The sequence below is a fragment of the Ruegeria discodermiae genome (genome assembly GCF_030758345.1).
GTDB lineage: Bacteria > Pseudomonadota > Alphaproteobacteria > Rhodobacterales > Rhodobacteraceae > Ruegeria_C.
This window is the reverse complement of sequence record NZ_JAVAMO010000009.1, coordinates 1-13,029: the sequence shown is the minus strand read 5'-3', so window position 1 is coordinate 13,029 and position 13,029 is coordinate 1. Positions and strand designations below refer to the sequence as shown.

11 protein-coding genes and 1 pseudogene are annotated in these 13,029 nt (G+C 61.9%); 10 read left to right on the top strand and 2 right to left on the bottom strand.

Features of this window, described 5'->3' with window-relative positions:
- Positions 1-24: 24 nt before the first annotated feature.
- The 5 genes from Q5Y75_RS17720 to Q5Y75_RS17700 all read left to right on the top strand — a co-directional run bounded on the left by Q5Y75_RS17720 (position 25) and on the right by Q5Y75_RS17700 (position 6,465).
- The gene (locus Q5Y75_RS17720; protein WP_306199931.1) at positions 25-1,260 is read left to right on the top strand and encodes a urate hydroxylase PuuD; all 1,236 of its coding nucleotides are present in this window, start codon (positions 25-27) and stop codon (positions 1,258-1,260) included.
- Between the two features lie 158 nt (positions 1,261-1,418).
- Positions 1,419-2,669 (top strand): sarcosine oxidase subunit beta family protein, encoded by a 1,251-nt coding sequence (locus Q5Y75_RS17715; protein ID WP_306199928.1) that lies wholly within the window; start codon positions 1,419-1,421, stop codon positions 2,667-2,669.
- Between the two features lie 13 nt (positions 2,670-2,682).
- Positions 2,683-2,970: a sarcosine oxidase subunit delta gene (locus Q5Y75_RS17710; RefSeq protein ID WP_306199924.1), complete on the top strand. Its 288-nt coding sequence runs from the start codon at positions 2,683-2,685 to the stop codon at positions 2,968-2,970.
- A complete protein-coding gene (locus Q5Y75_RS17705) occupies positions 2,967-5,912 on the top strand; it encodes a sarcosine oxidase subunit alpha family protein (protein WP_306199922.1) in 2,946 nt (981 codons plus the stop codon). Before Q5Y75_RS17710 ends, Q5Y75_RS17705 begins: the two co-directional genes overlap by 4 nt.
- Positions 5,905-6,465 (top strand): sarcosine oxidase subunit gamma, encoded by a 561-nt coding sequence (locus tag Q5Y75_RS17700; protein WP_306199919.1) that lies wholly within the window; start codon positions 5,905-5,907, stop codon positions 6,463-6,465. The genes Q5Y75_RS17705 and Q5Y75_RS17700 overlap by 8 nt, the downstream gene beginning before the upstream one ends.
- An 8-nt stretch (positions 6,466-6,473) precedes the next feature.
- On the opposite strand, the gene Q5Y75_RS17695 is transcribed toward Q5Y75_RS17700, so the two are convergent.
- Complete coding sequence (locus tag Q5Y75_RS17695) at positions 6,474-7,478, bottom strand: GlxA family transcriptional regulator (RefSeq protein WP_306199916.1); 1,005 nt, start codon at positions 7,476-7,478, stop codon at positions 6,474-6,476.
- A 113-nt stretch (positions 7,479-7,591) separates the two neighbouring features.
- Between Q5Y75_RS17695 and Q5Y75_RS17690 the strand changes: the two genes are divergently transcribed.
- From Q5Y75_RS17690 to glnT, 5 genes are all read left to right on the top strand, one after another.
- Entirely contained in the window at positions 7,592-8,248 is a 657-nt protein-coding gene (locus tag Q5Y75_RS17690; RefSeq protein WP_306199914.1) for a helix-turn-helix domain-containing protein, read from the top strand.
- Positions 8,249-8,455: 207 nt separating this feature from the next.
- Positions 8,456-9,385, top strand: coding sequence for a class II glutamine amidotransferase (locus Q5Y75_RS17685; RefSeq protein WP_306199912.1), 930 nt, complete (start codon positions 8,456-8,458; stop codon positions 9,383-9,385).
- A gap of 1 nt (position 9,386) precedes the next feature.
- Positions 9,387-10,070: a GXGXG domain-containing protein gene (locus tag Q5Y75_RS17680; RefSeq protein ID WP_306199910.1), complete on the top strand. Its 684-nt coding sequence runs from the start codon at positions 9,387-9,389 to the stop codon at positions 10,068-10,070.
- A 20-nt stretch (positions 10,071-10,090) separates the two neighbouring features.
- Positions 10,091-11,419 carry an FMN-binding glutamate synthase family protein gene (locus Q5Y75_RS17675; RefSeq protein ID WP_306200279.1) on the top strand — a complete coding sequence of 443 codons (1,329 nt, stop codon included), beginning with the start codon at positions 10,091-10,093 and terminating at the stop codon, positions 11,417-11,419.
- A 72-nt stretch (positions 11,420-11,491) separates the two neighbouring features.
- A complete protein-coding gene (gene glnT / locus Q5Y75_RS17670; protein ID WP_306199908.1) occupies positions 11,492-12,820 on the top strand; it encodes a type III glutamate--ammonia ligase in 1,329 nt (442 codons plus the stop codon).
- Positions 12,821-12,914: 94 nt separating this feature from the next.
- On the opposite strand, the pseudogene Q5Y75_RS17665 reads toward glnT, so the two are convergent.
- Positions 12,915-13,029: pseudogene (locus tag Q5Y75_RS17665) on the bottom strand (bifunctional methylenetetrahydrofolate dehydrogenase/methenyltetrahydrofolate cyclohydrolase); the annotation flags it as partial.

Here is a 13,029-nt window from a genome sequence, read left to right as displayed (position 1 = left end):
GGTAAAGAACAAGAGGAATCTGCTATGTATGATCTGGCTGTGGCGTGGGACTGGATCGCGTTCTCGGTCCGCTGGTTGCATGTCATTACCGCGATGGCGTGGATTGGCGCGTCATTCTATTTCATCGCCCTCGACCTCATGCTGAAGCCAAACCCGGCATTGCCGGATGGTGCCTATGGCGAAGAATGGGAGGTGCATGGCGGCGGCTTCTATCATACCGTCAAATATCTGGTGGCCCCGGCGCAGATGCCCGAACATCTGACCTGGCACAAATGGCAGAGCTACACGACATGGCTTTCGGGCGCGGCCCTGCTGATGATCATGTATTGGGTCGGCGGCGAGTTGTTCCTGCTCGACCCAACGAAGGCCGATCTGTCGCTGTGGCAGGGAATCCTGATCTCTGGCGGGTCTCTGACCATCGGCTGGTTGCTCTATGATCAGATGTGCAAATCCCGGCTCAGCGAGCATCCGACCGTCCTGATGTTGCTCTTGTTCGTGATCCTTGTGGCGATGTCCTGGGGCTATAATCAGATCTTCACAGGGCGCGCGGCGCTGCTGCATCTGGGGGCCTTTACGGCCACGATCATGACCGCGAACGTGTTCTTTCAGATCATGCCAAACCAGCGCATCGTTGTGGCGGATCTCAAGGCCGGGCGGACCCCGGATGCCAAATACGGCAAGATCGCCAAGGTCCGCTCAACCCATAACAACTATCTGACCTTGCCGGTCGTCTTCCTGATGTTGTCGAACCACTATCCGCTGGCCTTCGGCACGCAATATGCCTGGATCATTGCCAGCCTGATCTTCCTGACCGGCGTCACCATCCGCCACTACTTCAACACCATGCATGCAACAGGCAAAGGCCCGCATTGGACATGGGGTGTGACGGTCATCCTGATGATCCTGATTGCCTGGCTGTCCTCGGTGCGCCCGACGCAAACCCTTGAACAGGCCGAGGCCCAGCCCCTGACCCAATACGAGCAGAAATTTGCCTCTGCCGCCAGCTTTGACGAGGCCTATGATACGGTGCTCGGCAACTGCTCGATGTGTCACGCTCGCGAGCCGGTCTGGGGCACCATGAAATGGGCCCCCAAAGGCGTCTATCTGGAAACGCCGGGTGACGTCGCGCGGCAAGCTGACCAAATCTATCTGCAGGCCGGCATAAGCCATGCCATGCCGCCCCCCAACGCGGTGCAAATGGATGAAGAGGGCCGCGCCGTGATCGTCGCCTGGGTAAACGAGGTCCGGCAGAAAGAGTGAAAGCGGAGGGTGGCAATCACGAATGTAACGGGACATGCAGGCCCTGCTATTTTCTCGCAATCCGCACCCCTTAAGGTCTGATTCAACATCACCGATGTCGGGTTTGAGAATACCCAAAAGGCGAATTTGCGTGAATTCTGGCAAAAAAGGTCCGATTCATGCGATATTCCGGCTTCAAGGTCATCAAAGAGGCGCTCACCGGTCACAAAGGGTGGAAACCGGCCTGGCGCGATCCCGAACCCAAGGCGCAGTATGACGTCGTGGTGATTGGCGGTGGCGGGCATGGGCTGGCCACGGCGCATTACCTTGCCAAGGTCTATGGACAGCGCAATGTCGCGGTGATCGAAAAGGGTTGGATCGGCGGCGGCAATGTGGGCCGGAACACCACCATCATCCGCTCGAACTATCTGCTGGATGGCAACGAACCCTTCTACGAATTCTCGCTGAAGCTGTGGGAGGGGCTGGAACAGGACCTGAACTATAACGCGATGGTCAGCCAGCGCGGGATCATCAACCTGATCCACTCGGACGCGCAGCGCGACGCCTTCACGCGGCGCGGCAATGCGATGATCCTGAACGGGGCCGATGCGGAGCTGCTGGACGCCGAGCAGGTGCGCAAGGAATATCCCTATCTGAACTTCAACGATGCGCGCTTTCCGATCAAAGGCGGGCTGATGCAGCGGCGTGGCGGCACGGTGCGCCATGATGCGGTGGCCTGGGGTTATGCCCGCTCGGCCGATAGCCATGGCGTCGATATCATCCAGAATTGCGAGGTCACCGGGTTCCGCATCGAGGACGGCAAATGCCTTGGCGTCGAAACCTCAAAAGGCTTCATCGGCGCGGGCAAGGTCGGCTGCGCGGTTGCGGGCAACTCGGGGCGCGTGATGGGGATGGCCGATATCCGGCTGCCCATCGAAAGCCATGTGCTGCAGGCCTTCGTCTCGGAAGGTCTCAAACCGGTCCTGCCGGGCGTCATCACTTTTGGCGCGGGGCATTTCTATGTCAGCCAGTCCGACAAGGGCGGGCTGGTCTTCGGCGGCGATATCGACGGCTATAACACCTACGCCCAACGCGGCAACTTGCCGGTGGTCGAGGATGTCTGCGAGGGCGGGATGGCCCTGATGCCGATGATCGGCCGCGCGCGGCTCTTGCGGATGTGGGGCGGCATCATGGACATGTCGATGGATGGCTCGCCCATCATCGACCGGACGCCGGTCGAAGGGCTCTATTTCAACGGCGGCTGGTGTTATGGCGGGTTCAAGGCAACCCCGGCCTCGGGCTATTGCTTCGCCCATCTTCTGGCTCGGAATGAGCCACACCCCACCGCCACCGCCTATCGGCTGGACCGGTTCCGCACCGGTCGGATGATCGACGAAAAAGGCGCGGGCAATCAGCCCAACCTGCATTGAGGGGAACGACACCATGATTATCGACCACCCCTTGCTGGGGCCGCGTGACAGTTCGGAATTTGTCTATCTCGGCGATGCCTCCCTGATCGACCGGCCCGACTGGCAGGCTGAGAACGCGGCAGAGGCCTTTTATGACTACGCCTATCTGCGCGACAATCCCGCCGGGGAACATCGCGAGCTGTGGTTTCACGAAAGCGGCGACCGGTCCTGGCTGGTGGTCACGCGCAATACCATGACCCATGAGATTTCAAAGGTGGAACTGGCCCGCGACGTGGCCCGGGCGCAGGGGCGATCCAAATGACCCAAGGCAACAGGCTGAGCGGCGGCCAGATCGACCGCAATACGACCCTGAATTTCAAATTCGACAACCGCAGCTACACCGCCCATCCCGGCGATACGCTGGCATCGGCCCTGCTGGCCAACAATGTGCGCCTGATCGGGCGGTCGTTCAAATATCACCGCCCGCGCGGCTTGCTGACCGCTGGCTCCGAGGAACCCAACGGGATCGTTGAACTGCGCACAGGCAACCGTCAGGAGCCCAACACCCGCGCCACCACGATCGAGATGTTTGACGGGCTGGAGGCGCGGTCTCAGAACCGCTGGCCCAGCCTGAAATTCGATGCTCTGGCGATCAATGACCGGTTCTCGAATTTTCTGACGGCGGGATTCTATTACAAGACCTTCATGTGGCCCGCCGCCTTCTGGGAAAAGCTCTATGAGCCGATGATCCGCCGCGCCGCCGGGCTGGGATCGCTGTCAATGCAGGAGGACCCGGACGAATATGACAAGGGCTTCCGTCACTGCGATCTGCTGATCATCGGGGCCGGTCCCGCCGGTCTGATGGCGGCGCTGACCGCCGGACGAGCGGGCGCGGATGTCATTCTGGCGGATGAGGATTTCGCCCTTGGCGGGCGGCTGAACAGCGAGAGCTTTGCCCTGAACGACGGTACTGCCGCAGACTGGGCGGCGCAGGCCGTGGCTGAACTTTCAGCCCTTCCCAATGTGCGCCTGATGCCACGCACAACGGTGATCGGTGCCTTCGATCACGGCATCTATGGCGCGGTCGAGCGGACCGGCGACCATCTGGCCTCACTGCCCGCAGGCAAGCCGCGCCAGATCCTCTGGCGCATCTACACCAAGCGCAGCTTGCTCTGTGCGGGCGCAACCGAACGCCCGATCGCGTTTGAAAATAACGACCGGCCCGGCATCATGCTCGCCAGCGCGCTGCGGACCTATGCCAACCGGTTTGCCACCACGGCGGCGCAGCGGGTGGCGGTCTTTACCAACAATGATGACGGGCACCGCACCGCCGCCGATCTGCACGCCAAAGGCGTCAAGATCGCCGCCGTGATCGACGTGCGCCCGGATGCACCGATCAATCACGATTATGAAGTCCTGCGCGGCGCGCAAGTCAGCGACACCAAGGGGCGTCTCGGCCTGAGCTTTGTCGAGATCGCGCTGGCCGACGGGTCGACCCGGGTGCTGGAATGCGGCGCGCTGGGTGTGTCGGGCGGCTGGAACCCGAATGTGCATCTGACATGCCATCAGCGTGGACGCCCGGTCTGGAACGACGATCTGGCCGCCTTTGTCCCCGGTACTGACCTGCCGCCGGGTCTGTCGGTGGCAGGCGCGGCCAACGGCGCATTCTCTACCCATGGTGCGCTCCGCTCCGGTGCCGAAAGCGCGATGAAAGCGCTGGATCTGAAAGGATCCCTGCCCGACCTGCCCGCTGCCGAGGATGCACCCGCATCACAAACACCCTTCTGGTATGTGCAGGGCTGTTCCCGCGCCTGGCTTGATCAGCAGAATGATGTGACGGTCAAGGATGTGAAGCTCAGCCATCAGGAAGGCTTCCGCTCGGTCGAGCATCTGAAACGCTATACCACGCTTGGCATGGCGACCGATCAGGGCAAGACCTCGAACATGGGCGGTCTGGCGATCATGGCCGAGCTTGCGGGCAAGTCCATCCCCGAAACCGGCACCACCATTTTCCGCCCGCCCTATACCCCCGTTCCGATCGCCACTTTCGCGGGCCGGATGAAGGGCAAGGAGTTCCACCCGACCCGCCTGACACCCTCGCATTATTGGGCCAAGGAGCGCGGCGCCGTGTTTGTCGAGGTTGGCAACTGGCTGCGTGCACAGTGGTTCCCGCTGCCGGGGGAGACCCATTGGCGCGAGTCGGTGGATCGCGAAGTGCGCCAGACCCGCGCCTCGGTCGGGGTGTGCGACTGTACCACACTGGGCAAGATTGATGTGCAAGGCAGCGACGCAGCCGCCTTCCTGAACCGGATCTACTGCAACGGTTTCGCCAAGCTGGCAGTCGGCAAGACCCGTTATGGTCTGATGCTGCGCGAAGATGGCATGGTGATGGATGACGGCACGGCGGCACGGCTGGCCGAGGATCACTTCGTCGTCACAACCACCACTGCAAACGCCGTAGGTGTTTATCGCCACATGGAATTTGTCCGGCAATGCCTGTTCCCGGACATGGATGTGCAGCTAATCTCAACCACCGAAGCCTGGGCGCAATATGCCGTTGCCGGACCCAATTCGCGCAAGCTGCTGCAAAAGATCGTCGACCCGGAATTCGATATCTCGAACGAAGGTTTCCCCTTCATGGCCTGCGGCAACATCACCGTCTGCGGCGGGTTGCGGGCAAGGCTGTTCCGGATTTCCTTCTCAGGAGAGCTTGCCTTTGAAATCGCCGTGCCCTCCCGCTATGGCGACGCGCTGATGCGGCGTCTGATGGCTGAGGGCGAAGAATTCAACGTAGTGCCTTATGGCACAGAGGCCCTGGGTGTGATGCGGATCGAAAAGGGGCACGCGGCGGGCAACGAGTTGAACGGAACAACAACCGCGCTGAACCTGGGCATGGGACGGATGGTGTCCAAGAAGAAGGACAGCATCGGCTCGACCCTCTCCGAACGCGAAGGGCTGAACGAACCGGATGCGCTGATGATGGTCGGTATCAAACCGGTGAGTCAGACCGACAAGATCACCGCTGGCGGGCATCTGATGAATGCGACTGGCCCGGTCGATGCGGCCCATGATCAGGGCTATGCCACCTCGGCCGCTTTCTCGCCCGCGCTGGACTGTCATATCGGCCTGGGTCTCCTGAAAAACGGCGGTGCGCGGATGGGCGAGAAGATGCGCCTTGTCTCGCCCGTGACCGACCTGACCGTCGAGGTCGAAATCGTATCGGCCCATTTCGTCGACCCAGAGGGAGAACGGCTTCGTGCATGATCTGGTAGCAATCACCGCCCTGGGCGGATCAGAGCCCCGCGTCGATACAACAGGAACGGTCACCTGCAGCGAAGTGCCCGGCGTGGCCCTGGCCTCGGTCGCGGCGCGGCTAGGACGGGAAAAGAAGGCGGCCAAAGCGCTGGCCAAGCTAATCGGCACCCCCGCCCCCGCCATCGGACGGTTCGAGGGTGCACCTGTTGCAGCCTTCTGGACCGGGCCGGATCAGTGGATGGTCGAGGCACCATTCGACAGCCACGAGGATCTGGCCGAGCAGGCAAAGGCAGCGCTTGGCGATACGGCCTCGGTCTCGGAACAAACCGACGCCTGGGTGCGGTTCGATCTGAGCGGCGCGGATGTTCTGGCGGTGCTGGAACTGCTCTGCCCGCTGGACGCACGGAAGATGGAAGAGGGTGACGCCGCGGGGACGCCGATCCATCATCTCGGGTGTTTCGTCCTGTGTCGCGCACCCGAGGCGTTCAGCATCTATGGGCCACGCTCTTCGGCCGGGTCGCTAAATCATGCCATCCTGGCAGCGATGACATCCGCTCTGTAGGGCGCTGATCAGATCGACGGCAGCGGGGCGTTCCCCTCAACCCGGAACCGGTTGATCCGGCGGCGATCCTCGCTGGGGCTGAGGCCAAAAGCCGACCGGTAATGCGCCACCAGCGGTGCGACAGACGCATAGCCGATGGCCAGGGCAATTTCCGCCAGCGGGTCCTTGGTATAGACCACCATCTGGCGGGCGGCCTTCATCCGCATGGCGCGGTAGTAATGGCTCGGGCTTCGCCCCGTGGCCTGTTTGAAGGCGCGTTCGATCTGGCGCGGGGTCACGCCGGTCTGCCGCGCCACGTCAGCGATCGAGATCGGCTCGCTGATATGACGGGAAAACAGATCAACGCAGCGCGCCACCAGCGGCGGCAAGCGATCACCGGTATCCGGCGAACTGGTGCTGGGGACCTGTTGGCGCACACCTTCGCCGCGCATCATCGGATGCTGGAACCAGCAGGCGACCTCATGCGCGACATCGCCGCCCAGCCGGTCTTCGATCAGGTGCAGGGCCAGGTCAAAGGCAGCCGCCGCGCCCGCAGCGGTGTAGCGGGTCGCATCGGTAACGATCACCTCGCAACGGGCATCCATATCCGGGAATTCGGCCTCAAACGCGGCCTCATAACACCAATGGACCGAGACGGGATGCCCCGTCATCACGCCCGACCGCACCAGCGGAAAGACACCACCGCTGATGCCGCCCAGAATGGTGCCGTGCCGCGCGAGGCTGCGCAGCGCGCCGTTGCCATAGCCCGGATCAGCAAAGCCGGAGGTCGGGCTGCTGAGCAGGAACAGGATATCGATGTGCTGACACTCCGAAAGCGGGCGCTCGGCCTCGAACCGGACTTCGGCGCTGGAGCGGACTTTCTGACCGCGTTCGGTGATCAGGGACCAGCAAAACGCCCCCTGCCCAGCAATCTCGTTCGCAGCGCGCAAAGGCTCGATCAAAGAGGTCAGACAGGCCATCGGAAACCCGTCAAAGAGCAGAAATCCAATCTCGATTCTTTTTTCTGTCAGCATGATTATTTTACTATCAGGAAATGCCGGTGCTAAGGTAGACCGAATTGGTTTGCACAGGTCAGCACATCACCTTGCGGAAAGGGCCTGGCGGAGAGTAGCAAGGCTTTGACGAGATGAAATCCAAGAAAAACGAAGCAGAAATGTCGGCAAAGCTGACGCAGGATCCACATTCGGTTCGCACCGGCGAGCGCGAAAAGGTTCTCGAAGTTGCCATCGGTCGCGAGGTTCGTGCCTTTCGCAAACAGCAAAACATCACGGTGGCGGAACTGGCGCAGTTGACCGGACTGTCGATCGGGATGCTGTCCAAAATCGAAAACGGCAACACCTCGCCGTCGCTGACGACGCTGCAATCGCTGGCCCATGCGCTGTCGGTGCCGTTGACCGCCTTTTTCCGGCGGTTCGAGGAACGGCGCGAGGCGGTGCATACCAAGGCGGGCGAAGGTGTCGAGTTGGAACGCGAAGGCACCCGCGCCAACCACCAATACAACCTGTTGGGCCATATCGGCGCCAACGGCTCCGGCGTGATCGTGGAACCTTATCTGATCACGCTGACGGTGGAATCCGACGTGTTCCCGACCTTTCAGCATGGCGGGATCGAGACGATCTATATGCTGGAAGGCGAAGTGGATTATCGCCATGGCGATGAGGTCTATCCCTTGCAACCGGGCGACACCCTGTTCTTTGACGCCGATGCGCCGCATGGCCCGGAACGGCTGGTCACCCTGCCCGCGCGCTATATCTCGGTGATCAGCTACCCGCAGACAAACTGAACGACGAAACCGCGGCGCAGGACCATGGTTTCCAAGCTCGTTTCGCGATTGAGCAGGTCTTGTCCGGTTCTGACTGCGGGCAATGGGTGCACAAAAAGTACTCGCTCATTGCCTATTAGGAAAAAAACTTTCCTGCAATTATTGATGTTCTTCGCCAGAGTTGATAGCTTCGAATCGCAATGAAACTCACAAGGAGTGCTGCCTGCCATGTGCGGAATTGTCGGACTATTCCTTAAAGATCAGTCGCTTGCGCCCAAACTGGGCGATATGCTGACCGACATGCTTATCACCATGACAGATCGCGGCCCGGACAGCGCCGGAATTGCGATCTACGGCACTGAAACACAGGGCAAAACCAAACTGACGGTTCAGTCTCCGAAACCGGATGCGGATTTTGCCGGGCTGGCCGAAGATCTGGGCCAGCGCCTGGGTGCGAGCGTGACGCAGACGATCATCGACACCCACGCCGTTCTGGACATCCCGGGCGATCAGTTCGAGGCCGCGCGCGCGGCCCTGGCCGAGATCCGCCCCTCGGTCCGGCTGATGAGCCGGGGCGAGACCCTAGAGATCTACAAGGAGGTCGGCCTGCCCAAGGATGTGGCGGCCCGCTTCAACCTCAGCGGCATGAGCGGCACCCATGGCATCGGGCACACCCGCATGGCCACCGAATCCGCGGTGACCACGATGGGCGCACACCCGTTCAACACCGGCCCCGATCAGTGTCTGGTCCATAACGGCTCGCTATCCAACCACAACTCGCTGCGCCGCAAGCTGCGCCGCGAGGGCGTGACGATCCAGACCGAGAACGACACCGAGGTCGGTGCCGCCTATCTGACCTGGAAGATGATGAACGGCGCGACGCTGGGCGAGGCACTACAATCCAGCCTCGATGATCTGGACGGGTTCTTTACTTTTGTGGTTGGCACCAAGGATGGCTTTGGCGTCGTGCGCGATCCGATTGCCTGCAAACCCGCCGTGATGGCGGAAACCGATCAATACGTGGCCTTTGGCAGCGAATACCGCGCGTTGGTGAACCTGCCCGGCATCGAAGAGGCCCGCGTCTGGGAGCCCGAGCCCTCAACGGTCTATTTCTGGTCCCACACTGACAGCCCCACCACTCACGAAAAGGCCGCCTGACATGCAGACTTATGACCTGGAAGCAAACGGCCTGCGCGGTTTGAACGCGGCCCTGCAGGCGCAGAGCACCGAGACCAACCAGACCAGCTGGGAGGTGGTGAACCCCAAGGGCAGCCACGCCATTGCCGTTGGTCTGGACGCACCGATCGAGGTGACGGTCAAAGGCTCGACCGGGTATTACTGCGCCGGCATGAACCAGCAGGCGATGGTCCGGGTCGAAGGTTCGGCCGGGCCCGGCGTGGCGGAAAACATGATGTCCGGTCAGGTCATCGTCGACGGCGATGCCAGCCAATATGCCGGGGCCACGGGCCATGGCGGATTGCTGGTGATCAAGGGCAATGCCAGCTCGCGCTGCGGCATCTCGATGAAGGGCATCGACATCGTGGTGCATGGCAATATCGGCCACATGTCCGCCTTCATGGCGCAGGCTGGCAATCTGGTGGTCTGCGGCGATGCGGGCGACGCGCTGGGGGATTCGCTCTATGAGGCGCGCCTGTTCGTGCGCGGCTCGGTCAAAAGCCTTGGCGCGGATTGCATCGAAAAAGACATGCGCCCCGAACATCTTGAGATTCTCAAGGATCTGCTGGAGCGTGCCGGAAGCGACGCCAAGCCGGAAGAGTTCAAACGCTATGGCTCGGCGCGTCAGCTCTACAATTTCGACATCGGCAATTCCGCCGCCTACTGAGGAGAAAGGGTATGAAAGATATGGACGATCAGATCCCCCGCACCCTGCCGATCCAGTCGGCGACCTTTACCAACCCGATCAATGCCGAAATCCGTCGCGCGGCGGCCACCGGCATCTATGATATCCGGGGCGGCGGCGCAAAGCGCAAGGTGCCGCATTTCGACGATCTGCTGTTTCTGGGCGCCAGCGTCAGCCGCTATCCACTGGAAGGCTATCGCGAGCGCTGCGATACCTCGGTGACACTGGGCACGCGCTTTGCCAAGAAGCCGATTGAGCTCGATATCCCCGTCACCATCGCGGGGATGAGCTTTGGGGCGCTGTCGGGCCCGGCAAAAGAGGCTCTGGGCCGGGGCGCGTCGGCGGCGGGCACCTCGACCACCACCGGTGATGGTGGTATGACGCCTGAGGAGCGTGGCCATTCCAGCAAGCTGGTCTATCAGTACCTGCCCTCGCGCTATGGCATGAACCCCAACGACCTGCGCAAGGCCGATGCGATTGAGATCGTGGTTGGCCAGGGCGCCAAACCCGGCGGCGGCGGCATGCTGCTGGGCCAGAAGATCTCCGACCGCGTGGCCGATATGCGGACCCTGCCCAAGGGCATCGACCAGCGCTCGGCCTGCCGCCATCCGGACTGGACCGGGCCGGATGATCTGGAAATCAAGATCCTCGAACTGCGGGAAATCACCGGCTGGCAGGTGCCGATCTACGTCAAGGTCGGCGCAACCCGCCCCTACTACGACACCGCGCTGGCGGTGAAGGCCGGGGCCGATGTCGTTGTCATGGACGGGATGCAGGGCGGCACGGCAGCGACGCAGGACGTGTTCATCGAACATGTGGGCATTCCGACGCTGGCCTGCATTCGCCCTGCCGTCCAGGCGCTGCAGGATCTCGGCGTGCATCGCGAGGTGCAGCTGGTGATCTCGGGCGGTATCCGCTCCGGCGCGGATGTGGCCAAGGCGCTGGCCCTGGGCGCGGATGCCGTGGCGATTGGTACTGCGGCGCTGGTGGCGCTGGGGGATAACGACCCGAAATGGGAATCCGAATACCAGAAACTCGGCACCACCACCGGCGCTTACGACGACTGGCACGAAGGTCAGGACCCGGCGGGTATCACCACGCAGGACCCGGACCTTGCCGCGCGCCTCGACCCGGTCGAGGCCGGACGGCGGCTGCGCAATTACCTGAAGGTGATGACGCTGGAGGCGCAGACCATCGCGCGGGCCTGTGGGCACAACCACCTGCACAATCTGGAACCCGAGGACCTCTGCGCCCTGACGATGGAGGCCGCCGCCATGGCGCGCGTCCCACTGGCCGGAACCAGCTGGTATCCCGGCAAAGAGGGGTTCTGAACACATAGCGCGCGGCTCTCGGATGGGGCCGCGTTTTGCATTTGAAAACCAACAGGGAAAGGAAAGCGTATCGTGACGACAGATCTCGCAGCTTTCGCACAAGAAAAAGGCGTCAAATACTTCATGATCTCGTTCACCGACCTGTTCGGTGGGCAGCGGGCCAAGCTGGTGCCCGCACAGGCGATTGCCGAGATGCAGGAAGATGGCGCAGGCTTTGCCGGGTTCGCCACCTGGCTGGACATGACACCGGCCCATCCCGACATGCTGGCGGTGCCGGACCCGTCCTCGGTCATTCAATTGCCCTGGAAACCCGAAGTTGCCTGGGTTGCCGCCAATTGCGTTATGGAAGGCGAGGATGTCGCCCAGGCCCCGCGCAACGTGCTGCGCCGCCTGATCGACGAGGCTGCTGACATGGGGTTGCATGTTAAAACCGGCGTCGAGGCCGAGTTTTTTCTGCTGACCCCCGAGGGCGACCAGATCAGCGACCCGTTCGATACCGCCGAAAAGCCCTGTTACGACCAGCAGGCGGTGATGCGCCGCTATGAGGTGGTGCGCGAGATCTGTGACTACATGCTGGAACTGGGCTGGGGCCCCTACCAGAACGACCACGAGGACGCGAATGGCCAGTTCGAGATGAACTGGGAATTCGATGACGCCTTGCGCACGGCGGACAAGCATTCCTTCTTCAAATTCATGACCAAATCGGTTGCCGAAAAGCACGGGTTCCGCGCCACTTTCATGCCAAAACCGGTCGAGGGTCTGACTGGCAATGGCTGCCACGCCCATATCTCGGTCTGGGACGCGCCAGGTGATGCCGCCAAAACCAACGTATTTGCGGGTGAAGGCGACGGGCCGACCGGTGAGGTGGGCCTAGGCGAACAGGGAAAGTATTTCCTCGGCGGTATCATGAAACATGCCAGCGCGCTGGCAGCGATCACCAACCCGACAGTGAACAGCTACAAGCGGATCAACGCGCCGCGCACCATGTCAGGGGCCACCTGGGCGCCAAACACGGTGACATGGACCGGCAACAACCGCACCCATATGGTCCGCGTCCCCGGACCGGGCCGGTTCGAGCTGCGCCTGGCCGATGGGGCCGCCAACCCCTATCTGCTACAGGCGGTGATCATTGCTGCAGGCCTCTCGGGCATCCGCTGCAAGGCCGATCCCGGACAGCGCTATGACATCGACATGTATGCCGAAGGTCACACCGTCACGGATGCGCCGAAACTGCCGCTCAACATGCTGGATGGCCTGCGTGAATATGACAAGGACACCGAGTTGAAGGCGATAATGGGGCAGGAGTTTTCCAGCGCCTTCCTGAAGATGAAACACCAGGAGTGGAATTCCTTCGTGTCTCATTTCTCACCCTGGGAAAAAGAGCATACGTTGGACATCTGACCGGACCGGATAAGTTTTCCTGCCGGGCCGCAGCATATGCTGCGGCCCTGTTTCTTTCAGCCCTTTTGCAAGGCACGATGGTGCCGGTCGCAGTTTAGGCGGTCAGCCCCTCGGGCTCTGCCAGACCGTTAGCGCGGCAGGCGGCTGTGAGGGTGTTTGCGAGCAGGCACGCAATCGTCATCGGGCCAACCCCGCCGGGTACGGGCGTA